This is a genomic window from uncultured Ruegeria sp. (assembly GCF_947500045.1).
Taxonomy (GTDB): domain Bacteria; phylum Pseudomonadota; class Alphaproteobacteria; order Rhodobacterales; family Rhodobacteraceae; genus Ruegeria.
Window position 1 is genome coordinate 92940 of record NZ_CANMQQ010000007.1, and the last position, 26969, is coordinate 119908.

Sequence of the window (26969 nt, forward strand, 5' to 3'; positions counted from 1 at the left end):
AGTGCGCCCCGCCACCTCTTTTGGTCCGGCGGGCGCAAACAGGATTTTCCAGACATGACAGAACCCATCCTATCCGTACGCGGCATGTCCAAGCGTTTTGGCGGTTTGCAAGCCGTTCAGGATGTGAGCTTTGATGTGACGTCGGGGCAAATTTTCGGGATCGCTGGCCCCAACGGCAGTGGCAAGAGCACGCTGTTCAATATCATTACGCGCGTCCCCTTCGGGGCTAACGCTGGATCAGTGACGCTCGAAGGGCGCGAGATGCACAGGTTGCGTGCCGATGCTATTGCTCTTGCCGGTATTGGGCGCACCTTTCAGCGTGAAAACGTCTTTTCCGCCCTCAGCGCGATAGACAATGTGCTGGTTGCTGTCGAAAGCCAGGCGCGGGCTTTGGGCTTTCCGCAGAAAGTCGCGCGGGCGGAAAAGATGCTCGACCTAGTCGGGTATCCGCCCACAATGCACAACATGTTGGCGGGCAATTTACCCGTTTATTACCGCAAGTTGTTGATGATCGCCTCCTCACTGGCACTAAAGCCACGTGTGCTGTTGATGGACGAACCGGCCTCCAGCCTGACCGGGCCCGAAATTGACAACATGAAAGAGGTGATCCTAGCCATACGCGGAGAGGGGATCGCGATTGTGCTCATCGAACATGTGCTCTCGCTGCTGATGGAGGTGTCAGACACGCTTCTGGTTCTCGATCAGGGGCAGGTCATTGCGCAGGGGCTGCCGGGTGATGTCATCAAAGACCCGGAGGTGGTCGAAGCCTATCTGGGGGGTGCATATGTCTGATCCCGCGCTTCAGGTCGAAAACCTTTCAGGCGGATATGATCCTGTGCAGATATTTCAGGACATTGATCTGGTTTTGCACAAAGGTGAGAGCATCGGCATTTTTGGCCCGAATGGTCACGGTAAGACCACGTTCCTGAAAACGCTGAGTGGCCTGATCGACCCATGGTCAGGCTCCATCCGATTTCACGGTGAGCTGATGAATCGCGTGGGCGAACGGGGCAGCCGCAAATGGCGCAACTTCAACTATGACGCGGTCACGCGCAGGCGTATGGACCCCAAGACCGTGGCGCGCGCCGGTTTGATCCACGTTCAGCAAGGCAACCTCTTGTTCCCCGAACTGACAGTTGGCGAAACGCTGTCAATCTCTTCCGGAGCGGCCAAAGGGCGAGAGGGTTGGAGCTTGGAACAGGTCCGCGGGCTATTCCCGTGCGTCGCAGAACGGGGCGATCACAAGATCCGATTCCTGTCTGGAGGAGAGCGGCAGATGGTCTCGGTTGCCGCTGGCTTGCTCTCAGCGCCGCGCCTGCTGATCCTTGATGAACCCACGCTTGGTCTGTCACCAAAAATCCGGCAGGAACTGTGCGATGCAATTCTGACAGTGCGAAAAACTGGAATGCCAATCATTCTGATTGATCAAGATGTTGGGTTTCTCGAACAGATCATCGACACGCTTTATCTGTTCGACCACGGGCGTATTTCAGGCCGCATGACCCATGCCGAAATGCCAGACCATGACGGGTTGATGGCGCTCTTGTTCGGGGAATATCACTGATGGATGCAGCAACACTTTCTTCAGTCCTGCAAGGTGGCATTGTCCTGGGTGCGCTCTATGCGCTGATGGCGACCGGGCTGTCGTTGGTCTGGACGACACTTGGCATTTTCAATTTCGCACATGGGGCGTTTATTGCGCTTGGGGCCTATATCGCCTGGCAGTTTTCAAGCGTGGATGCTTGGGGCTTGCCGCTCTTTCCGGCAATCCTGCTGACCTTGGCAGTGATGTTTGCCGTCGGCGCCTTGATGTATTTTTTGCTGGTCAAACCCTTCGAGCGGCGCGCGGATGTGGTCCTGATCTCGGTTATCACAACCTTGGCAGCGTCAGCCATTCTGGAAAATGGGCTGCTGTTGATCTGGGGGCCGCGGTCAAAGCAAATTCCGTCTCTGGGCAGCGGAGAGGTTGCCTTGGGCCAAATCAGCCTGGCCACAAGCGAGATTATCCTTCTGGCGCTGGTTCTGGCGATCTTGCTGGGGCTCGGACTATTTCTGCGCTATGCGCGACCCGGACGCATTATGCGGGCGGTATCGCAGAACCGCGAGGCGGCCGAGCTCCTGGGGTTGAACGTGCCGCTTTATTTCGCCATTGCCTTCGGCCTGTCGGCTGCGACGGCGGGCCTGGCTGGTGTATTCGTGGGCACAATCCGTTTCATGAACCCTGAGATGGGTACGGAGCCGCTTATGAAAGCTCTGATCGTGGTGATTTTTGGTGGGGTCGCGCGGTTCTCCAGCCCACTTTATGCCGCCTTTATCATCGGCATGCTGGAAGCGTTTTCAATCTACGTTTTGGGTCTCTACTGGGCACCCGCGGTGCTGTTTATAACCATGATTGTTGTGCTGCTGCTCAAGCCCGAAGGGTTGTTTGGCAACCATCAAAGGACGCTCTGATATGCGGTACGACCCCCCGCTTCACAAGACGCAAGGCCTTGTGCCCCTGCTGATCGCTCTGGCCGCGCTGATCGCTTATCCGTTTGTGTTCGAGGCTACCTATTTCCGGCATGTGATCATCCTGGCTTTTGTCTTTGCCATCGTTGCAACAAGCTGGGATCTGAGTCTGGGCTACGGTGGCCTATTTAACTTTGCCCATGTGGGCCTGTTTGCTGTCGGCATCTACACCTATTCCATTCTGGCGAAGACACTGGGGTTTTCGCCGTGGCTGTCGATCCTTGCGGGCGGCGGCACTGCCGCACTGGTTGCGCTACTGATCTCTCTTCCTGTGCTGCGGCTGGACGGCATTTACGTGATCCTTGTGACCATCGCGCTCAGCCAATTGATCTATTTTATTGTGATTTCGTGGTCTGATGTTACCGGCGGAACCTCGGGCATGGTGACGCTGCCGACCTTGAAAATCGGCGACTATCGTTTGTCCAAGGATGGGCGGATCGGATATTATTTTGTGGGGTTGGGATTGCTGGTGGCGAACCTGGCATTTCTGTATCTGCTCACACGCTCGCGCCTTGGCCGGGCCATTGTGGCGCTGCGGGACAACAAATACTACGCTATTGCCCGTGGCGTATCCGAGGCGCGAACGCGCGCGCTGACATTGATGGCAAGTGCCGTTTTCACCGGGATGGCCGGTGCATTTTACGCGGCCTACCTGCGGGTCGCTTCGCCGGATGCGTTTGGCATCGGGTTTTTGACGGTGTTGCTGTCGATCCTGCTGGTCGGCGGAACCGGCACTATCTGGGGGCCTGTAATTGCTGCCTTTGTCATTTCAGTGCTCTCCGAATGGCTAGCTGGCTTTGGTGCGTGGCAAAACATCATCATTGCTTCTGCCATTATTCTTGTTGTGGTGTTCTATCCCGGTGGTCTTTGGGCTGCGGTGCAAGAACTCCGTGAAGCCGTAGATGCGCTGCGCACATCCCTTTTGGCCCGCTGGCGTAGACGCGAGGTCCGGGCGCGGGAAGATCGTTTGAACGCTAAAGAACGCTTCATCGAAACACGGCATGGATTGATTGCCATCGCAGATACCGGTGACAAAGGGAAACCCGCGCTGTTGTTCCTGCATGGTAACTCTGCCTGTAAAGAAGCATTTTACAAACAATTCCACGCCTTTCGCGACATGTACCGCGTGATCTCCTTTGATTTTCCCGGGCATGGTGTGTCGTCGAATGGTGATCCGGAAACAGCCTACAACATTGCCGCCTATGCCGAGATTGCAGAGGCCGTTCTGGAGGACAGCAATGTGGCGGATGTCCGCGTAATTGGATGGTCGCTTGGCGGGTATGTGGGCCTTGAGCTGGCTGCGCGGGCGAATGTCGAGGTGCAGGCCTTGGCAATTGCCGGAACCCCGCCCCTCAATCAGGTACCGATTGATTTCGGACGGGGCTACAACCCTGACTCCCATCTTGTGCTGGCGAGTAAACAGTACTTTTCACGACAAGAGGCATCCGATTTTGGGAACAGCGCGACCGCACCGGTATCCGAAGACTCTGCCTTCCTCCATCGTAATTTGCGTCGAACCGACGGTCGGGCACGGCTGTATATGATTGGTAAGCTGGGCATCATCGACTGGCCAAGGCAGATGCGCATGCTCAGCCAAGGCAAATTTCCTTTCGCACTCTTGAGTGGAAGCGATGACCCGTTCCTGAACCACGATTACATCGCGCGTCTGCGCTATGGAAACCTGTGGCGGGGCATCCCCCAGGATATTCCGGGTGGCAAACATGCGCCGTTTTTCAACAAACCTGATGAATTCAACATGCGTCTTCTGGCTTTCCTGCATGATGCAGAGCGGGATCGCGGCGACGAGAAGGAAAACACCCGCGAAATTGACAGGGAGATAGATCGTGACCCAGGCTTGGGTCATTGAGCGGGCCCTGAGAGGCCCGCTCAGTGTTTAATCACACCATTGCAAAGATGCGGGCTGAGCCACCAGTGCCCCCCGCATGTTTTGGTGCGCCAATGACCAATGTGGCACCGGCTGCTGGCACGCGATCCAATCCCGCAATATTCTCGATCCCAAAACGCCCTGTCGGGAGCCAAGCGTAGTGGGTTGCGAAGTCAGCCGAGATGCCGTGGTCCAGCGACAGCGTGTCCACTGCAATGGAACGCGCACCTGTTTCTTCGATCAGCATCTGTGCGGCTTCGACATGGAAGCCCGGATAGTGCTGCGCTTCACCATCAAAGTTGCGGAAGCCATCCGTATCAACCTTGTTTGCCCAGCCGGAATGCATTGCCACACAAGCACCATCCGGGATGTCGCCATTGGTCGTGATCCACGCCCGGATGTCGCCCGGTGTCACACGCGTATCTGCATCGTCGGCAGCCCGGGCTGCGATATCGACCCCACAAAGCGGGGCGATTAGATTGGATACAGCGATTTCATCGACCGATGCTCCATCTTCGGAGAAATGCAACGGCGCGTCGATATGGGTGCCGGTATGTTCGTTCACCGTGATCTGGTTCAGATTGAAAATGTGTTCGGCGTAGTTGAACAATTGCTCGAATGAAAACTGCGGCTCGCCAAAGTATGTCGGGAAGTTGGGATGCAGCGTGTAGGTCATATCCTCAATGCTTCCGTGGCCCCGCGCTAATGCCGCAGGAGCCGTGGTTCCCGTCGCTGCCACGGCAACAGTCGATGCGGGTGCTGCTTTGAAAAAGTTCCGTCGCTACAACATCCTGTCTTTGACCGAGTTCATTACACAAATATCACACATAAGTTTCTCCTTGTCGGTTTGTTGGTGGCCTTTCCTGGCTCTTGGTTATTCTTCATTCATGTTTGGCAAAGTCGCCAGAATTTCTTGCGTATCCGCACCGAATTCAGGAGGTGGGTACCGGTAAGTCACGGGTGTCTTTGAAAATTTCAGCGGATTCCCGATCAGATCGACAGAGCCGCGTCGCGCAGATGGTGCGCGCATCTCGATTTTCAAGTCCCGCGCCTGCACCTGATCCGAGGCAAAGACCTGATCCAGCCTGTTGACCGGGCCTACCGGGATTTTGCTGGCTTCGAGTCCGTCCAGGATTGTATGAACAGGATGGGCTGCGATCAAGGGTTGGAGCAGGGCAATCAGCCGATCCCGGTTGGCCAGCCGCGCCGGATTGGTTGCAAAGTCTGGGTTCTTGGCCATCTCGGGTGCACCAAGCCAGGTAACAAAACGCTCAAATTGCGTGTCATTGCCAACAGCGATGATCACGTCGCCATCTGCGGCGGCAAAGACTTGATAAGGGGCGATGTTCGGGTGAGCATTGCCGCGCCTCTCGGGGACTTCGCCCGATGTCAGGTGATTGACCCCTTCATTGACGAGCCACGCGACCTGGGTGTCCACCAATGCCAGGTCGATATGCTGACCTTCGCCAGTGCAGTTGCGGTGCAGGAGTGCTGCGAGAATTCCTGTGGCCGCATACATGCCGCACATCACATCGGCAACGCCCACCCCTACTTTCATAGGTTCGCCATCGGTCGCACCTGTCAGGCTCATGATCCCGCCGTAACCTTGCGCCATCAGATCATAGCCCGGCTTCGCCGCATTGGGGCCGGTTTGACCAAAGCCAGAGATCGAACAATAGATCAGGCGCGGGTTGGATTGCAGGATTGTCTTGTGGTCGAGTCCATATTTGCGCAGTCCCCCCGGTTTGAAGTTCTCAACAAGGATATCCGAGTGCGCAGCCAATTGACGGAGTTGCGTCTGCCCGATGATCGAGGTGATGTCGATTGCTACGGATTTCTTGTTGCGATTGGCGGACATGAAATAGGCGCTTAGGTCCGTGTCCTGCCCGTCTTGGCCTTCGACAAAGGGTGGACCCCAACTGCGCGTGTCGTCGCCGCCTGTGGCCGGGTTTTCGATCTTGATAACCTCTGCGCCGAGGTCGCCTAGTAGCTGTGTCGCTGTTGGTCCGGCCAGAATGCGGCTGAGGTCCAGGACTTTTACGCCTGTAAGCGGTCCGGTCACGAGGCCTCCTTCAGGTCTGCGCAAGCTGCCGCAATGCGCGCACATGCCTCGCGTAAGTTCTCTTCAGATGCTGCTGTTGATATGCGCAGATGTGGTGAGAGGCCAAATGCCGCGCCTGGCACGGCAGAGACATAATGATCTTCCAAAAGGTGGGTGCAAAATTCGATATCAGACGTGATCACGCGCCCAGCCGGAGTCATTTTTCCGATCACGCCGCTGCAATCGGGATAGACATAGAACGCGCCTTCAGGACGAATGCAGCTGATACCCTGGGCGACGTTCAAGGCATCAACAACAATATCGCGTCGCTTTTGGAAGCTTGCCGAACGCGTTGCCAAGAAACCTGTCGGACCACTCAGCGCGGCAATACCTGCAGCCTGTGAGATCGAGCAGGCATGTGTCAGGCTCTGCCCCTGCACCACGTTCATCTGCTTGATGATCTGCGACGGCCCCGCCGCGTAGCCCAGGCGCCAGCCTGTCATGGCAAAAACCTTGGACACACCATTCACGATCAGCACCCGGTCTTTCAGATCAGGGGCGACATTGAGGATGGAGGCAAAGCGATGCCCGTTAAACATCAGATGTTCATAGATATCATCGCTCAGGATCGCGACATGGGGATGCGCGCGCAGGACTTTTGCCAGCCTTTCCAGATGCTCGGCGCTGTAGACACCGCCGGTTGGGTTGCTGGGTGAGTTCAACACGAGCCAACGAGTGTGCGGCGTGATCGCCTTCGCCAATTGCGCAGGCGAGATCAGGAACCGCTGACTTTGCGGGCAATCCACCACGACCGGGACGCCTTCGGCCATAGCAACAATATCGGGGTAAGAGGACCAGTAGGGTGCTGGTATAATCACCTCATCGCCGGGGCTGACGGTCGCCATCATAGCGTTGAAAATAATGCTCTTGCAGCCGCCGCCCACGGTGATGTCCGCCAGATCACAATCCAGATCATTCTCGCGTTTCAGCTTGGCGGCGATGGCCTCACGCATCGGCACGGTGCCGGGAACGATGGTATAGCGCGTCTCGTCGCGCTCGATCGCCTCAATCGCAGCTTGTTTGATGTGATCGGGCGTCGTGAAGTCAGGCTCACCGATGCCAAGTTCAATGACCGGATGCCCCTCGCTGGCCAATTGGCGTGCCTTCTGCACAAGGCCGAGGATCATCGAGGGACGAACATGCGCCAGACGTGCAGCGGGCTTATGATCAGGTGCCGTCATGCGTGGATTAGGGATTGCGCCTTGGCGGTGGCCCGGTCCGCGTTTGAGCTATCCCCCAGCCCTTTGAAGGCCCGCGCTACGGCGCGCCAATTCTGGGCCGAGGTGGGTTTCAGCGCAGTCCGCTCATTCGCCAGCGCCAGCGCCAAGTCAAAGCGGCGTGCGCGCAGTGCAGCTTCGAGCAGGGTCCAGCCGATGATATCACGTTGCGCAAAAGAACCGCCGAGACGGTGGGTCATGTAACGCACGGGCAAGAGCCGATCCACGCAGTCACCATAGTGCTCGTTCTTGAAATCCCGCATGGCCAGACAGAAGGGCATCCCGATCTCACGGCTCATGGCGACATTGGCGTCCGATGCGCTTTCCAAGTAGCGCTCATTGGCGGACAAAAGCTCATTTTGAGCGTCTACACGGTCGTCCGATACAAAGGTCAACATCGCATGGACGTCGTTGAAGGCATAAAGCGTGTCCTGCGCGGCGGGTTCCCACTTGTCGGCAAGATGTTTCCAGCGGTCGCCGGAGTCTTGTCCCACCAGGTTGATCCGCCATAGCAGGGCAGAGGCGTCCAGCTCTTCGTATTTATTGCCATCCTTTTGGCGTGAATCCAGATGGGTGTCGAAGATGTTATACACCTTGTCATATTGTTCGATATCAAGGTGATAAAGCGCCGTATGCCACCAAAGATGATTGGCAAAGTTAGACGTGCCCCATTTATTGGCACGCTCCTTCATAAAGCGCACACCACCCGTCTGACGCCCCCTCATCTCCATTACATGGGCAACGGCATGCACGGCATATGGATGATCGGGACGAATAGCCAAAGCCTGACGCGCCAATTGTTCGGCATGAGAAAAGTCACGGTTTTCCTCAAGCCCGAAGGCATAGAAGCCCAGTACGAATTCATACCCTGGAACGCTTTCATCCCAGAGTGTCGACGACCGCGCGACCACATCGCGTTGTCCTGCGATGTCGCCTAGTAGAACGTCCGCGTAGTGGACAAGCTCCATCGCGAGAAGGTCCCTGGGGTATTTGACGAGCACCGCTTCCCATTTCTGCACAGCACCGAAGAAATCACCATTCACCCAGGCCCTGACCGCCTCGTAGTGACCTATTTCTCGGTCATTCGCCGTTTTGAGCCGCTTCTCCGCCTCACCAAGTGATTTGACCATGAGGTCGTAAATACGAGTCTCCATGGATTGCGTCAGCCAACCCGCCTTGAAGAGCCAACCCATGATGAAATCTGGATGCTCGTTGAGAACCTTGTTTATCTCAGCTATCGCATCACCCCGAAAGGACAGCGACATGATGATTGCGCGTTCCAGGCCTTCAATGGCTTTTGTATCCGGGTAAGAGACCGGCACGCCACGACAGTCAGTGAAGCTTTTTTGCTTGGTTGCAGTGTTAGATGCGGCCATCATAGGCATTCCTTCCAATCACGGCTGAAATCAAGGTGAAGGTGTCGCGCTCAAACGCGGCTTTAATCGCAGTATTCAAGTCTTCGCGGGTGCGGACGGTTTCTCCGGCCCCGCCCATGGCGTGTGCAACAGCGGTGAAATCCGTGCCGGGGAATTCAACACCAAGATTTGGCATCTGATTGCCCCGTTGCTTGAGTTCTATGAGGCCAAGTTGTTCATCAACAAAGACCACAATCGGCAGACCCAGCTTATGGTCGCGGGCAGTCGCCAGCTCTCCAAGGAACATCTCAACCCCTGCATCACCTACAAAGCCAATCACAGGCCGTTCAGGCTCAGCCATCTTGCGCCCAATCGCGAGCGGAACCGCGCAGCCCATGGTGCAGAGCGCCGAGGATTGCATTAAGCCATGGGGTTCGTCGCATTTCCAGATATGGCTCATCACGATCCGGTGCGCGCCGCTATCTGCGGTGGCTGCTGTTCCGGGTGGGCAAGCCTTGCGGGCCTCATCCACGACGGCGGCGGGACCCCACTCCTCATCGCCCTGGAACGCGGTCGCCAAGGCAGATTTGAGATCAGCAATCTCCTTTGCACCCAATGGCGAGGCTGTGCCGATAGAAATCGCTTCGAGCGAGGCCGCAATGTTTCCAGTGAAATTCAGTGGGGCATTGTGCATATAGTGGGTGTCTGCTTCGGCCGAGATGTCGATCACACGCTGGTCAGGTGCGCAAAGGTCGCGCCAGCCAAGGCGCATCTCAATCGGATCGTAGCCCGCCAGGATCAGACAGTCAGAAGACTGCACCAGCGGCAGCAAAAGCTTGTCCGCCACCGGCGAGAGACCCGCGCCGCCTAAGGCCAGTGAATGCGCCTCGTCCAGAATGCCTTTGGCTTTGTATGTGGTGATTAGCGGTATGTTAAGGTCCCGGCAGAAGCCAGCGACCGCCTCGTTGCCCTTCTGGGTCAGCACGTCCACACCGGCCACCATCAGAGGGCGTTTTGCCTCGCTGAGCCAGCTTCGGGCTGTTTCCAAATCGCCGCCAGCCGGGGCCATTGTGGATTGTGGGGTGGCGCGGGGCTTGCGCCAAGCGTCAGAAACCTCGCGTTGCAGGTCAATCGGCACATCCAGCAGAACCGGGCCGGGGCGGCCTGTTGTGGCGATGGTGACGGCCTTATCGATCAGAATACCGGCAGTTCCCGGTTCCACCCGGAACGCAGCCTTGGTGACCGGCTCCAGAAACTTCACATGGTCAAAGACCTGATGGGTGTATGTGTGCGCCTCGACCGCCGAAACGCAGCCTGTCAGCACGATCATCGGCACCCGGTCCTGCCAGGCATTGGCAATTGCATTGGCCGCATTGGCAATGCCTGGTCCAATCGTGGCAAAAAGCACGCCCGGCGCTCCATTGGCGTGCCATGTACCTTCGGCCATGAATCCGCCGGAGTTTTCATGCTTGACCAGCGCGACCTTCAGTCCCACCCGGTCCAATGCATCCATCAGGGCCAGGACTTCTCCGCCGGGTATGCCAAAGGCATGGCGGCATCCTGCTTCATAGATTCTTTCAGCAATCACTTCTGAGGCCGTTTGACCCGTCTTCATATCGTCAAGCATTTACGTCTTTCGGGAGGTATCCACCGCGGGTCTGCGGGGTTTTCATATTTAAGGCTTTGCCCGCCACCAAATTGCGCAGCATCTGCGCCGTGCCGCCGCCGATGGTGAACATGCGTGCATCCCGCAGCATCCGTTCGACGGTGCAGTTCCGGGAATAACCGCGCGCGCCATGCAGTTGCAGCGCGTCATTGGTTACTTTCACAGCCATTTCTGAGGCAAAGACCTTGGCCTGAGCGGCCAGCATTGGATCGGGAAAGCCTGACCCCGTCGTCTCGGCACTTACGGCGGCGCGCCAGATCATCATGCGCGCAGCATCAATCTGCATCGACATATCCGCAACCATCCATTGCAAGCCCTGGAATTCGGCAATTGGCCTGCCGAATTGCTCGCGGGTTTTCACGAATTCCACCGCAGCATCATAAGCACCGCGCGCAATGCCAAGCGCCACAGTCGCTGCACCCACGCGCTGCGCGTTGTAGGCGTTCATCAGACCTGCAAAGCCACGCTCAATGCCTTCCGGCGGGGTGATGAGACGGTTAAGCGGCAGGCGCAAATTGCCCATTATTACTTGCGTTTCCGGAATGCCGCGCAGGCCCAGCGTTGGCTCGCGCTCCGCAATCACCAACCCGTCTTCTCCGAGATAAGCCACGAACCCACCGATGCCTTTGAACGCTCCATCCTCGATCACGCGGGCAAAAATCAGGTGCAGCTTTGACACCCCGCCACCCGTGATCCAGTGCTTTTTGCCGTTCAGAACCCAAGTGTCGCCGTCGCGCAAGGCGGTGCTGGTCATCTCGGTCGCGGCGCTCCCAGCATCGGGCTCGGTGATGCAGATGGCGGGCTTGTCTCCACCCAGGACATGATCCGCCGCGATGCGTTTCTGTTCATCCGTGCCATAGGCGATGATCGCGCCAACCGCGCCCATGTTGCCCTCAACCGCGATCCGCCCGGACACACCACAGCGCGCGGCCATTTCTTCGACCACCAAAGCCACGTCAAAATAGCTGTGACCGGGACCACCAAGCGCTTTGGGTACGCTCATGCCCATCAGCCCAGCCTTGGTCATCGCCTCTACAACAGGCCAAGGATAGGTCTCCGTTCGGTCTGTTTCAGCGGCGATGGGCGCGGAGACGTTTTCAGCAACGTGACGCGCACGCGCCTGAATGTCGCGCTGTCGGTCCGTCAGTTCGAACGAGGGGCCATTGGGATGTATTGCGTGATGAAGCATGGGTGCGCTCGCCTTGTTGATGCGAGCAGCTTAGCGCCGCAAATGAAATTTACGTTAGTTGCGATTTCTTGTTTTTTGCGTGAGAATTTCTCACGAAGATTGCAGCGCCGCGACGAAGGTATCAATCACGATATCGGCCCGACCATCTGAGTTCGTGAAGGCTCCAACTTCACGGGAAAAAGGTGGATCACCAAACGGCACAGTGCGCAGCCGGGTCGAAAAAGGCCGCCTTCCCTTGCAGATCGGGACGATGGATATGCCGAGGCCTTCACTCACAAGATTGGAAATGGCGTCGAGCGAGTCAATCTCCATGGCGCTTTTGACCTCGATGCCCTGCACGCTCAGCTCTTCCTCGATGCTTTGACCTGCCCAGGTTTTGCGATTGAACCAGATGAAAGGATGCTGGCGGAGCAAGTCCTGCCAGTTTTCGCCCTCAGCATGGGCCGGTGCCACAATGACGAATGGCTCGAACGCAATGCTATGCCACTCCAGACCGGGGATCTGGTTTTCGGGCTTCGTGCAAATTGCAACATCCAGATGACCCTCGGCGAGCCGTTGCGCCAGCGCAGCGGAACTCCCGTTCTTAACAGCGACTTGCAGCGCGGGATAGGTGGCCTGGATCGACTTGAGACCCGTTGGTAGAAAACTGGCAAGAGCCGTTGGAACGGACCCAATCGCCAAGTTGGATCGGACCATCTCGCCTCGCGCTACGCTTGCGGATGCTTCAAACAAAGCCAAAGTCTTCGTCGCATGTTCTGCCAGCGCCCGCCCCCGCGCCGTTGGAACCGGGGGCCGCTTGATGCGGTCAAATAACTGCACCCCCAACTCATCCTCCATCGCTTTGATCTGAAGGCTTACAGCAGAGGGAGAAAGCCCAATCACATCACCTGCCGCGGCAAATGATTTGTTTTCAATGACAGCCAAAAGCGTTTTGAGTTGGTTCATGTTCATTGCGATCAAATTGACCACACCCTTGCCCAGAATGCTAGACGGCTGGCTGAAATGGTTGTATCAGGCACAAACGGCCTGCGCACCGAAACCTCCAAAAACTTGTGCCATAAACTCTAGGAAACTCCACCTTTAACTCTGGAAAGTCTATGGCCGCACCCTTAGCAGCGGACATTGGCGCTTAGTGCAGCATAAGGTAGTTTGGGCTCCTAGCGGCCGAATGCGCGCGCGGCGACCGCACGTTCAGTCGGTTCTCGAGAACCGACCTTGCCTCTTGCTGGTACAATCGCGCATTCAGCACGGTGCTGATGACTGGGCGCGGAGGGAGGATCGGAGGGCACATCATGCCAAGAGTCCAACTTCCTGCAACCACCCCGAAACGCAGGGCCTGGAACAAGGGGCGGCTCATCGGTCAAAAACGGCCTTTGCTGCCAAAACAGGTCTGGGCGATCCGGGCAAGGCTCGAACTTGCGGGCTATCTACGCGATCTGGCTTTGTTCAACGTCGCCATCGACAGCAAGCTGCGTGGCTGTGATCTGGTCAAATTGACCGTATCTGACTTAGTGAAGGATGATCGCGTTCGGGAACGCGTTTCAGTGATCCAGAGCAAGACCAAGCGACCAGTCCAGTTCGAACTGACGGAAAACACTCGTGAAACCGTCTTGGCTTGGGTCAAATCGCCTGAGATGTTTGCGTGTCGGTTCATATTCCCCAGCCGGTTCCATGACCGCCCACATATCTCAACGCGACAGTACGGTCGGATTGTCCGCGATTGGGTGACGGCGATCGGGTTAGAGCCGAGTGGGTACGGCACGCATTCATTGCGCCGGACGAAGGCAGCGGAAATCTATCGAAAAACCGGCAATCTCCGCGCTGTTCAGCTGCTGCTTGGTCATACCAAGATCGACAGTACTGTTCGATACCTGGGCGTCGAACTCGAAGATGCTCTAAGCATCGCCGAGCGCATAGACATCTGACTTACCTTGGCAGGCGGCTCCGCCGTTCGCCATTTCGAAGCGGTTATTTGTCTTTCCTGCGGCGGAGGTCAGGAGTGAGCCCACTTTGCCGGATGGTGCGAAGTGTCTGAACGACTGCAATGTGTGTTACGTAGAAATGGCCACTACTTGCGGTAACCGTTTATGCCCGTTCACTGAAATGCTTGATCCAGTGCCGAAATCTATTCGATCGCTTCCGTAGCAACGCAGCTTTCAAGAATCCGATTATCGAAAACATCGACGAGACCGACATCACTCAGCCTGGGACCGGCATTGCAAACCAATGACGCACCGAACAAAGCCTTGAAGACAAGATATGGCGGCTGCCAATCAACCAAAGTGTCAAGTTTGGAACGAAGATCTGCGAATTCTTTCGCAACGTCTTCAAGGGGCTTTTGACTGATAAGGCCGGCAATTGGGAGCGGGAGTTTAGCGACGACCTTTCCTGCTGCTGCAACGGCGAGGCCGCCCTGCATGTTGCGCACAGCGTTAGCAGCCAAGGTCATATCTTCGGGATCTCGGCCAAAGACCGTTAGGTTATGGCTGTCATGAGAAACGGTAGTCGCAAAGGCACCTCTCCAAGTTCCCCAGTTTTCCAAGAATGCGACCCGTGTCGGTGTGCCACGACCATATCGATTGCAAACGGCCATACGGATCATGTCATCGGGGAGCAAGAGATTGCCATTCTTCACCTCGACATCTCGGGTGCCCCACTCCGGGAACCTAGGCTTGGAAAGCGTTGTTATACGGGCACTTCCGCCAATAGCGTGAATGTTGAAATCGGCCGCACTAAATTCTTGCGTTTGCACGGTGTTCGAAATGGTTGGTGACACGGAAATATCTTGAGGGGGCTCCAACAGGGCATTTGCTTGGGCTACCAGTTGACCGCTGGCGAAAACCTGCGTCGCAGAAACATCACGGAGATCGGACAAGAGCACAAAGTCGGCTATTTTTCCGGGGGCGACGAGGCCAAGATCAGGTCGCCCGACTCGGCTGGCCGCGTTTAGCGTTGCAGCACGGTAGGCCCATGCGGGAGGTATATCGTTGGCAATCAACATCCGGATGACATGGTTCAGCCCGCCCTTAGCAAACAGATCATCTGGGAAGACGTCGTCTGTGCACAACGTCACCGTTTGCGGCAGGTGTCCGAGAGCAATTAAAGCTTTGGCAAATTCTGGTATGAGATGCTCATGCGAGCCACGTAATTCGATGGTTAGCCCTGTCTCCAGTCTGGCAATGAGATCGGCGGCAGAAGTCAACTCGTGATCCGTCTCGACGCCAGCCGCAGCATAGGCGGCCAAATCGCCACCGACCAAGCCACGCCCGTGTCCGCACACACGTTTGCCGCTTGCTAGACCAGCTGCGACGATACCTTGCACACGCCGGTCGCCGTCCAGCAGCTGATGCATTGTCATCAGTTCCGCCGCGCCGTGGACGTCATCACGTGCCAGCAGCTTGGCGATCTGGCCTGGTCCGAAATCGCCCCCGCTGGTTTCAAAACCCGGTGCCGAAGGCACGCAGGTCGGCGCGAGCGGCAATAGACGTAAGGGCAGCCCCTTTGCCGCGCAGCAGGCGTAATCAACGCCCTCCATCCCCGCTACATTCGCCAGCTCATGAGGGTCCCAAAACGCGGTTGTCACTCCGCGTGGAACCACTGTCCGGGCGTACTCGGCCGGAGTTACCATCGAGCTTTCGACATGCAAATGCGTGTCAATGAATCCGGGTACAATGTAGGCACCCGCCGCATCCAACTGCTCGATAGCATCCCGTGTGGGGTCTGGCGCGTGAACACTGGCGATCAGTGAGTCGACAATACCAATATCAGCGGGCCTTTCGCGGCCAGTGACCATGTCGAGCATCATCGTATTCCGCACAAGCATGTCGAACGGTTGGAGACCGCGCGCTGCTTTTACGGCGTTGGCCCGAAGCATGGGATCATTCAGGTTTGCATCAGTCGTCATGAGCATGTTCCATTGTGAGTGCATTCAGACATATCTGCGCTACGTTTGTCGTTGTTCCTACAGCGAGGCGCGTTGTTCCGTTGTTAAATTGTGTAAACGTGGATTTCCCGTAAGTCTCATCCGGGGTCACAGAAACGGTCATAGAGCACTGCAGGAACTCGAACACCTGGGGTTTGCCAATGGCTAGTGCGGCGACGGGATCGTATATGAGCATTCTAGGTCGCGCTCTGCACAGCGCGATATCAAGGTATCCGCCCAGTAAATCGGATGTCAGCCCATCAGTTAGCGGCAGATCATCTGGCCCGAAATGCACCTTTCTGCAAAGCATAAGGTCAATCACATCCAGCGGTAGACCAGCTTGTGAAACAAGCGCCGCGGCCTCGGGGTCTGCGAGAGCATTGAATTCGGCTTGTGGCGAGTGGTTTCCTGGTCCACTGCTGCCGCCCATCCAGACAAGCCGGGTGATTTTTTGCGCTAGTTCCGGTGCCGCACGAACAAGGCCCGCTATGTTTGTCAGCGGGCCAATTGCCAAAATATCTCGCCGGTCATTTTCGCCTGCAGAACGAAGCCAGGTTTGTAGCCCCTCGGCAGCGTCGGGTAGATCTTGCATTGCCGTCACTTCAGGCAAATGCTGCCCCCGACTTAACATGCCACGCGGACCGAGAATGCGCTCAGCAGTTTCCCGCTCGCGCGCAAGGGGACGGTCTGCGCCTGCAAATAGCGAAGCGTCGAAGTCATAAGCTTGCTGCGCACCAAGCGCGTTGGCAATTACCTGAGGCAGTGGCGTATTTCCCGCCACTAATGAAATCCCAGCTACATACACGCCCAGATGCCGCAAAAGCAGCAAGGCCCAAAGATCGTCGAACCCAAAGTCAGTATCGACCCAAAGCTCACTCATGCGGCGAGTGGAAGTGCGGTGGATTGCGGAAGGTCAAAGTCGATGTTGTGGCCCAGCGGCACTTCTACAGTTTCAATCGGAGCATCCGCCTTGATCTGACCGAGCAGGCTATCAAGAACATATTCACGATGGCCACCCGCAAAGCTGCTAGATAGAACGCGACCGCTGAACGGACCCCGACCGACCTGTACACCACCCGGCCGCCATGCCAGCATAGGTGCCTCAGCCGCGAACCCCAGCGGCAATTGCCCCGTATCAGAGACCAAGTTTTCGCCCTCAACGCAGAAGATGTTTTCAAAGCCCATAAACTCTGCTGCGAAGGCCGTGGCCGGCTCTGCATAAAGTTGGCTTGGCGTGCCCAATTGTTCGATCTTACCGTCCTTCATCAGGACAATCCTATCCGCCATGGCCAAAGCTTCGGACTGATCATGTGTGACGAACACCATGGTAACGCCGGTGTCTTTTTGGACGCGCTGCAATTCTGAACGCATCTCTAGCCTTAATCTGGCGTCAAGATTTGAGAGAGGTTCATCGAGCAACAGAACTTTTGGGTCCATGACTAGCGACCGCGCCAATGCTACACGTTGCTGTTGACCGCCCGACATCTCGGCGGGCTTGCGCGCCTCAAACCCCATCAGGCCGACCGTTTCGATACCGGCTTCCGTCCGCGACCGGATCTCGGCCTCTGGCATTCTCTGCAACCGGAGGCCAAAGGCGACGTTCTCAAACGCACTAAGATGCGGGAACAGTGCATAGGATTGAAAAACCAGACCGATACCGCGTTTGTTTGCCGCTAGCCGGGTCACGTCCTGACCATCGATTTCGATCATTCCCGAGGCGGGTGTTAAAAGGCCAGCGATGGCGCGCATCGTGGTTGTTTTTCCGCATCCCGACGGCCCCAAAAGAGCTATCAGTTCGCCTTCGACAATGTCTAGGTCAAGGTTCGGAACGGCAACTGTGCTTCCATAGGAAAGCGTCAGATCGGACAAGGAGACAAATTTTTCAGACATAGCGAGAAAACCCCAATAGACGTTCGGCGACAAAGACGATGGAGAGAGACATGAAGGCTAGAAGTGCAGACAACGCTGCAACTGATGGATCGTAGGTGATTTCCATATAGGCCAACATGTCGATGGGCAGTGTTTTCACCCCGGGCCCAGAGAGGAACAGAGAAACGGGAACTTGGTTGAAACTGGTCACAAATCCCAGAATGAAGGCGGCCAGCACGCCGCCGCGAATGTTAGGCAGCACGACTTTGGTAAAGGCCTGCATCCGCGTGCATCCCAGCAATACCGCAGCTTCTTCCATATCGGCCCGCAAGTTGTTCAAGCTCGATGAAACCACCCTTACCGCATATGGCAAAACGAGGGCCGTATGCGCCATGAACAGCGCCATCGTTACAGTGAAATCAAGCGGTACGACCAGATAACGCAGTAGGGCGAGTCCGACGATGATGCCCGGTACAATGATGGGTGCGGCGACGACGGTTCGAATAGTCTCGGCACCGGGCAGGTCATATCGGTTCAACGCATAGGCGGCTGGGACGCCCAGTAGCAGGGCCGTCACGGTGCCGAAGATTGCAAGAAACAGCGACAACAAGAAGCTTTCGCGAAAGCTTTCGATGGTGAAGACCTTTAAATACCATTTGAGCGATAACCCATCAGGTGGAAAAGCCAGCGTTTCGCCTGCAGAGGCACCTGCGAATATGATTATGATGAAAGGCCCAATCAAGAAAGTCAGCGTCAGGCCAAGAATGGTAGATGTGGTAAGGTTTCGCATGTGCCTATTTCCTTGCCGTGGCGATGCGCTTCAGCAACAGGTTGGCTGAGAACGACATGACGATCAGGATCATCGCGATCACGCTGGCCGAAACGAAATCATTGGCCACATTCACCCGCTGATACAGCAATGTTTCTAGCATCAGCACTTTGGACCCACCCAAGATCGCAGGCGTGATGTAGGCCGTTAGTGCCCCGGTAAAGACAAGCGTTCCGCCGACGACAAGGCCCTCTTTGGTGAGGGGTAGAATGACTTTAAAAAATACCTGAAACCAGTTCGCGCCTAACACCCTTGCAGCAGGGATGACGTCGCGCGGGATGTTTTCCATCGCTGAGACAAGCGAGATAATCATTAGCGGCATAAAGAGTTGCAGCAGGCCAAGGAATACCGCCGTTTCGGTGAACAGCAGGCGTATGGGCGTATCTGAAAGGCCCAGCCCAACAATAGTGTCGTTTACGATACCGGTCCTTCCCAGAATGACGATCCAAGCATATGTGCGTGCAACAGGAGAGATCATCAGCGGCAAAACCACCAGCCCAAAGACACGGCCCCGCGCCGAAGCGGAAAGGTTAACGATACAAAAGGCCGCCGCATACCCAATGACCGCAGCCGTTCCCGCGACCAGAATCCCAAGCTTCAATGTGCGCAGAAAAACAGTACGGTTCAGCGGTTTGGCGAAAAAATCAATATAGCCCTGCAGCGTCCACCCATTGTCCGACTGAAACGCCTCTGACAAAAGGATTCCAACAGGTGCGATAAAGAGCAGTAGCGCAAAGATGGCGGCAGGCAAAGCAAGTGCTAGCCCTTCGCGGGTGTCGAAAAACATCAACTTGATCCGTTTTAAAAGGTCGATGCGCGGCGCGGCACAGCCGCCGCCCCGATCACTTTACTTGATGACTTCAGTGTTCCACTGTTCGACCCAGGTCTCGCGGTTGTTAATAATCTCTGCGGGGTCAAGAATGCTAAGCGAATTGATCAACTCTGCCCCATAAGTAAGATTGTCGGCGACGTCATCGCTGACTATTACTTCTGTGTTCGCTGGGCTGTCGATCAGCGCCTCGGCAACGCGGGTCTGCACTTCGGTCGACAACCAGTAATCCATGAACTGATAGGCGAGTTCTTCGTTGCCGTTGCCTTTGGTCATGATCATCACGTTCATGCCGCCGGCTTGACCCTCAGCAGGTTCGGCCCAAGCAAATGGTAACGGCGAACTTTTGAAACGGCTCCAGGCAAAACGACCGACCGGTGCGGCGATAACCTCTTCCTGGTTCATCAGCTGGGCAAGCTCGGAGGAACGGGAATAGAAGGTGACGATGTCATCGGCGTGCTCTCCGATGCTGGAGATGACGCTTGAATAGTCAGTGCTGTCATTGCCAGCGGCCTTTGCCAGCATCATCAATGTCAGCGGTCCCTGTGTGCCAGTGATATTTGGCAGCGAAACATTCCCAGCCAGTTTTTCGTTCAGCAGATCGGCCCAACTGTTTATTTCGACCAAGTCGGTCCGGTAGACGATCGAACTGGCGTAGAACGTGTAGCCAACGGCCCTATTGCCACCAATCGGATCTTGTGCAGCGGGATAGAGTTTTGCGTGGTTTGAAAGCTTGGACACATCAAGTGCCGCCACTAGGTCCTTGCGCGCCAAGCTAAGGGCGTCATGGGAGGAAATCACAGCCATGTCGATGATCGGGTCGTTGGCGTTGGCCTCGATTTTGGCCATACGCTCGACGCTGTTGCCGGTTTCGACAACCAGATCGCATCCGCAAATTTCTTCGAACGGATCATAGAGCGCTTCTTTGTAGGCATCTTGGGCAAAAGAATAGACTGAGATGGTCAGAGTTTTGTCTTGCGCGAAAGCGTTCGTAGCCAAGGCACAGGAAAGGACTGCGAGTGAGATTGTCGTTTTCATTGAGAGACCTCCAAGTTGGTAATTTGTTTTTGGTTTGCAGTTGAGTGTCTTGCTACAAGTTGCATGGGAACGGTAACGCGCGTGTCCGGCATGGGTTCGCCGCTGATCTTGCGTGAAAGCTGATCGATCGCGCGTTCAGCAATTTGGGCGACGTTTTGTGCGACGGTTGTGAGCATTGGGTGCATGGCAGTCGCTAAGGGCAAATCGTCGAATCCAGTCAGACTGACATCGCCCGGCACAGAAAGCCCGGCACGGGCCAAGTGCGAATGTACTGTGAGCGCCAAAAGATCCGAGGTGGTCATGACTGCCGTCGCGCCTTTGTGGATTGCCGGGATCAATCCCCCAAGACCTTCACCTTCGTTGCCCCAGAGCACTTGAATTTCCTCTGCGTTCTTCAATCCGGCAAGCATTCCGTCAATTCTGTCTCGCTGCACTTCAGACACTGGATCACCGCCGAATATCACCACGCTGCGATGCCCGAGACCGGCAATGTGTGTCGCGATCAAGTTGCCGCCACCGACATGATCCGCAGAGACCGTGTTATCCGGGTCCGAGGCGGTGTTGATTATGACCGTCGGAACTCGTTGAGGTCCGGGCGATGTGCCTTTCTGCGGCACAATCAACAAACCATCGACACCTCGATCAACAAGGCGATCTATAGCCTGGCTTTGCTCGTCGGAATTTCCGCGTGAATCTGCTATTAGAATGCCCAGGTGGCGGCTGTCGGCCACTAACGAAAGATGCTGCGCAATGCGTGGAAATAGCGGGTTAGTCAGATCGGGCATCACCAATCCCAGAATTCCAGTCCGGCCGCCGCGCAAGGCGCGACCTACAAGGCTGGGACGATAGCCCAATTCGTCGGCGCGCTTGCGAATGCGCTCCACCATATCCATGGAGACACGGCCTTTGCCAGTCAGAGCATTTGAAACAGTTGCGACCGATACGCCCATGTCCGTAGCAATTTGCTTGATGTTGGCCATGTGCTTCCCCGATTGGTAAAACGTTTAATCACGCAAAACTGTGTCTGTCAACAAGATTGATTAAACGATTAATCTCTGGCGTAGGTCATAATGCAACGAAAGCAGCCGTTGGTGCGCGTGCAGTTAATCACGGCAAGGTCCCGCAACCTGTAAATTCGCGGTTTCAGATTTGCTGCGGCCCGCACGAATGGCTGCAATCTCCGCTGTGTTTCGAATAGTGTTTTTACGTCGGTGCAACAATTTCCGTGCTGCGAGCGCGCGCAGCGAGAAATTGTAATGGCCGCTTCTCTAATTGGGCTTATAGGTCAAGCTCGTTTTCCTTTTTCGATTGGGGCGTTTGTTGCTCATCCGGGTCACGCTTCTCTTCGCAGTCTGGTTGATGCCGCGTGGGACATCGATGCACGCATGTGTCGGATTGGAAGTGGAGAGCCTCGCTTAGGGACGCGCTTCTCGTTGCGCAGCAGCCATATTCGGCTTCATCCACGAACCTCGTCCGGTAAGGACGACCCCGTTCGGTTTTGGTGTTGGGCGGTTCAGATCATGCTGTGCCCTCCACCTTCACCGGACGGAACTCGGTGCCATCTGCCCACATGCGGTGGAGCAGAACAGCCAGTTTGCGCGCAACAGCGACGACAGCGCGACGTCGGCCTTTGGTACGCATCAGACGCATCCCCCAGGATTTGATTTGAGACCCCGCCATGGTTCGCATCAGAAGTGCATTGGCCGCAGCGTACAGAGTTGCGCGAACATCTCGATCGCCAGCTCTGGATATGCGCCCCGGATTGTCGTGCTCACCCGACTGGTATCGTCGTGGCGTCAGGCCAAAGTGCGCAGCGACAGTGCGGGATCTTTTGAAGCGCGCAGGATCATCAATGGCGGCATTGAAGGTTAGCGCTGCTATCGGACCGACACCTGGCACTGTCATCATCCGCAAACAGACGTTGTCACTCCGGGCCGCGTGTTTGACCCGCCGATCCAGATCGAGGAACTGCCGATATAACTCGAGCCGGGCATCCAACAGCGGCAACATGGCGTGCGCCAAGACCTCGTCGGCTTCGATCAACGGCATCGAAACTACCATGCTGGACAGTTTTGGGCAGGCGAAGCCCGAAGATCTTCAAGAGGCCTCGAACCTCGTTCGCCAGATCGATTGTCTTGTTGAGCAAGGCTTTGCGACAACTCAACAGCGCGCGTGTGCCATGTGCCTCTCTGCTCTTCATGTGGACCGGGCTGAACCCGCCAGTTCGCAGGATATGAGCAATGCCGCGGGCGTCGTTCTTATCGGTCTTGTTCCGCATCGCCGACAAGGCGGCGCTAACCTGGCGAGCTTCCATGCAGACGACATCAAAGCCATTATTCGTAAGCCCATAGAACAAATGCTGGCTCATGGTGCCAGCCTCAAACCCGATCCTCGCAATCGGGTGAGCGAAGCTCTTCAGACACTGGGCGATTTCACCGACATCACAGGCCAGTTCGCGCTCAAAGGCAACGCCACCCCTCGCATCCACAATGCACAGCGCGCACGATCGCAGCGACACATCCAGTCCGGCAAAATACTCCATCGTCTTTCTCCCTTGTTCACAGACATCCTGTGTTCCTATCGAGAGCTCGACCTCAGATCAGGGTCAGCCCAATTACGCATGCTTAGGGCTCAAACCGGTCATCTGACGGATTCGGTTGGACATCGCGCCGATTCAGACGGCAGCAAGGTCAACTATGCGGACTTTGCGGTCGTTCGCGCTTTGAATGCAATTGCTCGTCATCCGAGAGCGTTCTAGGTTAATGGCGACCGATCAACACCAAAATTCGGACCACAAAATGCCCCACACGCTCGAAGTTCTTGACCAGTTCACCAACAGGGCGGAAATCGAAGCGTTGCTTCGTGAGTATCTCGACTGGGCCGTCCCGCTCTTCAATCAGCAAAACAACCTTGATGTCGATGTCAACGTGGCGCTCGCAGGCGCGCTTTCTGACCTTGCAATGTTTTTGCCGCCGGATGGATGCACGGTCTTGGCCCGAGATGCATTGGGAGTAGCAAACGCCGTTGGCTTTTCTCAGAAAATCCGCCCTGGAGCCGTCGAAGTCAAACGTCTCTTTGTACGTCCGGCCGCGCGCGGTGAAGGTCTTGGGCAAAGACTGATACTGAAACTGGTCGATGAAGCGCGCAAGGCCGGGCATTCTGAGATGTATCTCGACACTGCCGATTTCATGTCTTCTGCTCATACGCTCTATCGGTCGTTGGGCTTCCGCGAAATAGACGGGTATCCAGAAGCGGAGCATCAAAGGGACGTGTCTCCACACGTGATTTACATGGTGCTGGCACTCGATTGAGAAGTGTTTAAGATAAACCTTTTTCGATCCGTTTTGGGCTCGATTCTGACCTCGGTGCCATTGCAGCAAAGCCTCATGCCCCGCTAATAACTGACACGGGGAACGGCCCATTCCTACCGTTGGCCTCACCACTCGACGCTGCAGCGCAGCCTGCGCATTGCTGCCGTTCGTGCACCTTGCAGCATTGTCGAATAGCGGGTGACGGCAAACCACAACATAGCCGTCAAATTCTCTGGATACTCTGCCACAGTTAGGATCTTTCTTTCGGCCAATAATCCTGAAGCAAACCTATGGCTGTGCGCCCTGCTTCCAGCGCTCGGTCTGCCTCTTCTTCGGATTCCGTCAGACGAGCCAGGGTAATCGTGCCCATCAAGAGCGCCATCGCAGCTAAGCCCTGACCCGAACCGGTTTCCGACGTGTCCTGCAAAAGGGCCGCCATGCGATCTAACGCCTGTGCGCCCACTTGATGGGGCGCGCCCGTTGTGCGGGCAAGCTCTGTTCCCATCGCCGCCAACGGGCATCCGTTCCGACTATCTTGAGCGTGAGCTTGGGAAAGATACTTAGCTATGTAGCCTTGGCGCTCCTTCTTTCGCCCTTCGCTGGTTTCTTCGCGCTCCATGTCGGAAACCACATCGTCGACTGCGTGCCAGAAGGCTGTCGCGATCAAATCCTCTTTCGACTCGAAGTGCCGGTAGAAACCGCCATGTGTCATTCCGGCTGCCTTCATGACGTCAGCGACGCTGGTCGCTTCGACCCCGCGTTCGCGGAACAACTGCGCTGCAGCATCCAGTATCCTGTTGTGACTGCGCTGTTTCTCGGCTTCCGACATCCTCGGCATTTTCGCGCTCCCAGACGGGGTTGACATTTAAGATTACATGTATCATCTAAATTATAGATTGCAAGTATCATCTAAAGGAGCGTGCCCGTGCCTACCAAACCCAATATCCTTGTCACAAGTGCAAGCGGTAAGACCGGACTGCACGTTGCACATCAGCTCAGAGCCAAGGGTTACCCAGTCCGTGCGTTCATACGACAGAGAGATCATCGTTCTGACATGCTAGATCGCGCGGGCGCTGAATTATTCGTGGGCGACCAATATTCGCTGAGCGACATGCGCAAAGCCATGAAGGGCGTGCAACGGGCGTATCAATGCGCCCCGACGGCACCCAACGGGCTGCACTTCAACGCAGTCTTCACCGCTGCGGCTTACGAAGCAAAGGTTGAACATGTCGTTACACTTAGCCAATGGCTTTCGAGCGTAGATCACCCATCACTGTTTACACGCGAAGTTTACCTGGGCGACATCCTGATCGGCATGCGCCCCGAGATGTCCGTAACCACGGTGAATGTCGGCTGGTTTGCTGAAAACTACCTGATGGTACTGGACATGGCGGCCCATCTTGGGCAGTTCACGATGCCGCTCGGCGACGGCGACGTGAAGAAGAATGCCGCCCCCTCAAACGAAGACATTGCCCGCGTAGTTGTCGGTGCCTTGACGGATCCGGCACACCATGCAGGCAAGACATATCGTCCCACGGGCCCAACGCTGTTGTCACCCAACGAGATCGCTGAAGCAATGGGCCGCGCGCTGGGGCGGCGGGTACGTTATGTCGACATTTCCGAGCGTATGATGGTCAAGGCGCTGAAAGCCCTGCGCCCAGCAAACTATTCGGAAGCGGCAGTCACCCAGCTTGCAATCTATTCAGAAGAGTACAGGCGAGGCGCCTTCGCGGTGAACGCCCCAACCGAAGACGTGTTCCAAGTCAGCGGGCACGAACCTGAAGCCTTCGAAAGCATTGTACGGCGCAAGGTCGCTGATCAACCGGACTTGGCGCGCAGCCTGTCCCGCAGCATAGGCGCGATCGGCAGCTTTCTGAAGATCCTCACGACGCGCTCCTTCGATCTTGATCGCGCACAGATGCAGCGAGACTACGTTCAGCTTTCTTCCCCGTCGTATTGCCAAGACGATGCCGCGTGGGCGGAAAGTCACCAGCCCACCGCCAGAAAGACCGCACCGATGCGTGTCGCCTGACACTACGCAAGACGAAGGATTGTCCCCCAAGACGAAAGGACCTCTGAATGAACATTCAGGACGAACTCATCACTCGAAACCAAGAATTCGCGGCGGGCTTTGACAGTGCTAACCTGCCGATCCTGCCAAAGTTGCGAACGGTTGTTCTGACCTGCGGCGATGCCCGGGTCGATCCCGCGCACATCCTCGGGCTAGAGCTTGGTGATGCGGTTGTAATCCGAAACAATGGCGGACGGGTTACACGCGCCGCAATCGAAGAAATCGCCACCCTCGCCTTTCTGGTGAGCGTCATGACGGAGGGCCGCGAACAGGCGTTCAACGTAATCCTGATGCAGCACACACAATGTGGAGCCCAGCGGCTGTCCAATCCAGACCTTGAGGACGCGCTGCTGAAAAAGCTTGGGATAGATGTGTCCGATTACGCGATCACGGATCAGGAAAGCGACCTTTTCGCAGACATCAAGCGCCTAGCGGTAGCACCGGAGGTACCGGACGCGATCACCGTCTCAGCCTTGCTTTATGATGTCGCCACTGGAACAGCCCACGAGATTGCTCCGGCCGAATCATTGGGGGCGATCCGGGCCGAGGTGAGGGTATCGCAAACTGCGGTTCGAGGGTGAAGGTCTGCCTACCTCCAATTCACGTAAACAAACGCATATCGAAAGGACCGATCAGATGACGCCCACAGTGATATTCCTTCTTCAGTTCGCGATGAGTCTCTTTGTCTTTGCTCTGATCGCGGCGTGGTACGTTGCACCCTGGCTTGCACGGCTGTCGGCGGCGGCAGCGCTCTCAATCCTGCTGTTGCCACATGCTTTCCGACACATCGGAATGAGCTTCTTGGTACCAAATCTCAACAACGGAGGGTTGCCCGAGGCGTTCGCAACCAGCGCCAGCTATGGCGATTTACTCTCGGCGTTTCTGGCAATCGCCGCGCTTATCGCTTTGCGATGGGGATCAGTGGCCGCCCTTCCGTTGGTGTGGGGTTTCAACATCCTTGGTGCTGTAGATTTGGTGAACGCCTTGCGTCAAGCCGAGGCAATTAACTACTTTGGCCCCACTTGGTTCATTCCAACATTCTTTGTCCCGGTACTTTTGGTCACGCATGTGATGATCTTTGCACGGCTGTTGAAGGCAGAATGGCCCAAGACGGCGTCGGCATGACAGAACAAATGTGCTTCTCAGGCAGGCAGTGCTGCTGCCTGCCCCACTGAGTCT

Annotated in this window: 26 protein-coding genes; 9 read left to right on the forward strand and 17 right to left on the reverse strand. The window is 56.2% G+C overall.

Going from position 1 to position 26969, the window contains the following annotated elements; genetic code table 11:
- Positions 1 to 54: 54 nt before the first annotated feature.
- The 4 genes from Q1B46_RS13180 to Q1B46_RS13195 are packed head-to-tail and all read left to right on the forward strand — an operon-like array spanning position 55 to position 4375.
- Positions 55 to 792 carry an ATP-binding cassette domain-containing protein gene (locus Q1B46_RS13180; protein ID WP_299948669.1) on the forward strand — a complete coding sequence of 246 codons (738 nt, stop codon included), beginning with the start codon at positions 55 to 57 and terminating at the stop codon, positions 790 to 792.
- Complete coding sequence (locus Q1B46_RS13185; RefSeq protein ID WP_299948671.1) at positions 785 to 1564, forward strand: ATP-binding cassette domain-containing protein; 780 nt, start codon at positions 785 to 787, stop codon at positions 1562 to 1564. The genes Q1B46_RS13180 and Q1B46_RS13185 overlap by 8 nt, the downstream gene beginning before the upstream one ends.
- Entirely contained in the window at positions 1564 to 2451 is an 888-nt protein-coding gene (locus Q1B46_RS13190; protein ID WP_299948673.1) for a branched-chain amino acid ABC transporter permease, read from the forward strand. Before Q1B46_RS13185 ends, Q1B46_RS13190 begins: the two co-directional genes overlap by 1 nt.
- 1 nt (position 2452) lies before the next feature.
- Positions 2453 to 4375 carry an alpha/beta fold hydrolase gene (locus tag Q1B46_RS13195; protein ID WP_299948675.1) on the forward strand — a complete coding sequence of 641 codons (1923 nt, stop codon included), beginning with the start codon at positions 2453 to 2455 and terminating at the stop codon, positions 4373 to 4375.
- A 31-nt stretch (positions 4376 to 4406) separates the two neighbouring features.
- Here Q1B46_RS13195 and Q1B46_RS13200 read toward each other — a convergent pair whose 3' ends face one another.
- From Q1B46_RS13200 to Q1B46_RS13230, 7 genes are all read right to left on the reverse strand, one after another.
- Complete coding sequence (locus Q1B46_RS13200; protein ID WP_299948678.1) at positions 4407 to 5069, reverse strand: cyclase family protein; 663 nt, start codon at positions 5067 to 5069, stop codon at positions 4407 to 4409.
- A 198-nt stretch (positions 5070 to 5267) separates the two neighbouring features.
- Positions 5268 to 6455 carry a CaiB/BaiF CoA-transferase family protein gene (locus Q1B46_RS13205; protein WP_299948680.1) on the reverse strand — a complete coding sequence of 396 codons (1188 nt, stop codon included), beginning with the start codon at positions 6453 to 6455 and terminating at the stop codon, positions 5268 to 5270.
- On the reverse strand, positions 6452 to 7675 hold the full coding sequence (locus Q1B46_RS13210; protein WP_299948682.1) for a pyridoxal phosphate-dependent aminotransferase: 1224 nt from the start codon (positions 7673 to 7675) through the stop codon (positions 6452 to 6454). The genes Q1B46_RS13205 and Q1B46_RS13210 overlap by 4 nt, the downstream gene beginning before the upstream one ends.
- Positions 7672 to 9087 carry a tetratricopeptide repeat protein gene (locus tag Q1B46_RS13215; RefSeq protein WP_299948684.1) on the reverse strand — a complete coding sequence of 472 codons (1416 nt, stop codon included), beginning with the start codon at positions 9085 to 9087 and terminating at the stop codon, positions 7672 to 7674. The genes Q1B46_RS13210 and Q1B46_RS13215 overlap by 4 nt, the downstream gene beginning before the upstream one ends.
- Positions 9074 to 10693 carry a thiamine pyrophosphate-binding protein gene (locus Q1B46_RS13220; RefSeq protein ID WP_299948686.1) on the reverse strand — a complete coding sequence of 540 codons (1620 nt, stop codon included), beginning with the start codon at positions 10691 to 10693 and terminating at the stop codon, positions 9074 to 9076. Before Q1B46_RS13220 ends, Q1B46_RS13215 begins: the two co-directional genes overlap by 14 nt.
- Positions 10686 to 11921, reverse strand: coding sequence for a 3-sulfinopropanoyl-CoA desulfinase (gene acdA, locus Q1B46_RS13225; protein WP_299948688.1), 1236 nt, complete (start codon positions 11919 to 11921; stop codon positions 10686 to 10688). The genes Q1B46_RS13220 and acdA overlap by 8 nt, the downstream gene beginning before the upstream one ends.
- A 90-nt stretch (positions 11922 to 12011) precedes the next feature.
- Positions 12012 to 12866, reverse strand: coding sequence for a LysR family transcriptional regulator (locus Q1B46_RS13230; RefSeq protein WP_299948690.1), 855 nt, complete (start codon positions 12864 to 12866; stop codon positions 12012 to 12014).
- A 347-nt stretch (positions 12867 to 13213) separates the two neighbouring features.
- Here Q1B46_RS13230 and Q1B46_RS13235 point away from each other — a divergent pair, with 347 nt between their 5' ends.
- A complete protein-coding gene (locus tag Q1B46_RS13235) occupies positions 13214 to 13846 on the forward strand; it encodes a tyrosine-type recombinase/integrase (protein WP_299948692.1) in 633 nt (210 codons plus the stop codon).
- Positions 13847 to 14046: 200 nt separating this feature from the next.
- Here Q1B46_RS13235 and Q1B46_RS13240 read toward each other — a convergent pair whose 3' ends face one another.
- The 9 genes from Q1B46_RS13240 to Q1B46_RS13280 form a co-directional block, all read right to left on the reverse strand.
- Positions 14047 to 15825 (reverse strand): adenine deaminase C-terminal domain-containing protein, encoded by a 1779-nt coding sequence (locus Q1B46_RS13240; RefSeq protein WP_299948694.1) that lies wholly within the window; start codon positions 15823 to 15825, stop codon positions 14047 to 14049.
- Positions 15815 to 16723 (reverse strand): nucleoside hydrolase, encoded by a 909-nt coding sequence (locus tag Q1B46_RS13245; protein ID WP_299948696.1) that lies wholly within the window; start codon positions 16721 to 16723, stop codon positions 15815 to 15817. The genes Q1B46_RS13240 and Q1B46_RS13245 overlap by 11 nt, the downstream gene beginning before the upstream one ends.
- Positions 16720 to 17733: an ABC transporter ATP-binding protein gene (locus tag Q1B46_RS13250; RefSeq protein ID WP_299948698.1), complete on the reverse strand. Its 1014-nt coding sequence runs from the start codon at positions 17731 to 17733 to the stop codon at positions 16720 to 16722. Before Q1B46_RS13250 ends, Q1B46_RS13245 begins: the two co-directional genes overlap by 4 nt.
- Entirely contained in the window at positions 17726 to 18502 is a 777-nt protein-coding gene (locus Q1B46_RS13255; protein ID WP_299948700.1) for an ABC transporter permease, read from the reverse strand. Before Q1B46_RS13255 ends, Q1B46_RS13250 begins: the two co-directional genes overlap by 8 nt.
- Positions 18503 to 18506: 4 nt before the next feature.
- A complete protein-coding gene (locus Q1B46_RS13260; protein WP_299948702.1) occupies positions 18507 to 19328 on the reverse strand; it encodes an ABC transporter permease in 822 nt (273 codons plus the stop codon).
- A 60-nt stretch (positions 19329 to 19388) separates the two neighbouring features.
- Positions 19389 to 20408, reverse strand: a complete 1020-nt coding sequence (locus tag Q1B46_RS13265; RefSeq protein ID WP_299948704.1) for an extracellular solute-binding protein — start codon at positions 20406 to 20408, stop codon at positions 19389 to 19391.
- Positions 20405 to 21388, reverse strand: a complete 984-nt coding sequence (locus tag Q1B46_RS13270; protein ID WP_299948706.1) for a LacI family DNA-binding transcriptional regulator — start codon at positions 21386 to 21388, stop codon at positions 20405 to 20407. Before Q1B46_RS13270 ends, Q1B46_RS13265 begins: the two co-directional genes overlap by 4 nt.
- Before the next feature lie 538 nt (positions 21389 to 21926).
- Positions 21927 to 22451, reverse strand: coding sequence for a transposase (locus Q1B46_RS13275; RefSeq protein WP_299948917.1), 525 nt, complete (start codon positions 22449 to 22451; stop codon positions 21927 to 21929).
- Positions 22333 to 22950 carry a transposase gene (locus Q1B46_RS13280; RefSeq protein ID WP_299948708.1) on the reverse strand — a complete coding sequence of 206 codons (618 nt, stop codon included), beginning with the start codon at positions 22948 to 22950 and terminating at the stop codon, positions 22333 to 22335. Before Q1B46_RS13280 ends, Q1B46_RS13275 begins: the two co-directional genes overlap by 119 nt.
- Positions 22951 to 23206: 256 nt before the next feature.
- Here Q1B46_RS13280 and Q1B46_RS13285 point away from each other — a divergent pair, with 256 nt between their 5' ends.
- Complete coding sequence (locus Q1B46_RS13285; protein WP_299948710.1) at positions 23207 to 23719, forward strand: GNAT family N-acetyltransferase; 513 nt, start codon at positions 23207 to 23209, stop codon at positions 23717 to 23719.
- Between the two features lie 250 nt (positions 23720 to 23969).
- On the opposite strand, the gene Q1B46_RS13290 is transcribed toward Q1B46_RS13285, so the two are convergent.
- The gene (locus Q1B46_RS13290) at positions 23970 to 24557 is read right to left on the reverse strand and encodes a TetR family transcriptional regulator (RefSeq protein ID WP_299948712.1); all 588 of its coding nucleotides are present in this window, start codon (positions 24555 to 24557) and stop codon (positions 23970 to 23972) included.
- 87 nt (positions 24558 to 24644) lie between these two features.
- On the opposite strand from Q1B46_RS13290, the gene Q1B46_RS13295 reads away from it, so the two are divergent.
- The 3 genes from Q1B46_RS13295 to Q1B46_RS13305 are packed head-to-tail and all read left to right on the forward strand — an operon-like array spanning position 24645 to position 26915.
- Entirely contained in the window at positions 24645 to 25751 is a 1107-nt protein-coding gene (locus Q1B46_RS13295) for an NmrA family NAD(P)-binding protein (protein WP_299948714.1), read from the forward strand.
- A gap of 47 nt (positions 25752 to 25798) precedes the next feature.
- Positions 25799 to 26371, forward strand: coding sequence for a carbonic anhydrase (locus Q1B46_RS13300; protein WP_299948716.1), 573 nt, complete (start codon positions 25799 to 25801; stop codon positions 26369 to 26371).
- Positions 26372 to 26426: 55 nt separating this feature from the next.
- Positions 26427 to 26915 carry a hypothetical protein gene (locus tag Q1B46_RS13305; RefSeq protein WP_299948718.1) on the forward strand — a complete coding sequence of 163 codons (489 nt, stop codon included), beginning with the start codon at positions 26427 to 26429 and terminating at the stop codon, positions 26913 to 26915.
- Positions 26916 to 26969: the final 54 nt, after the last annotated feature.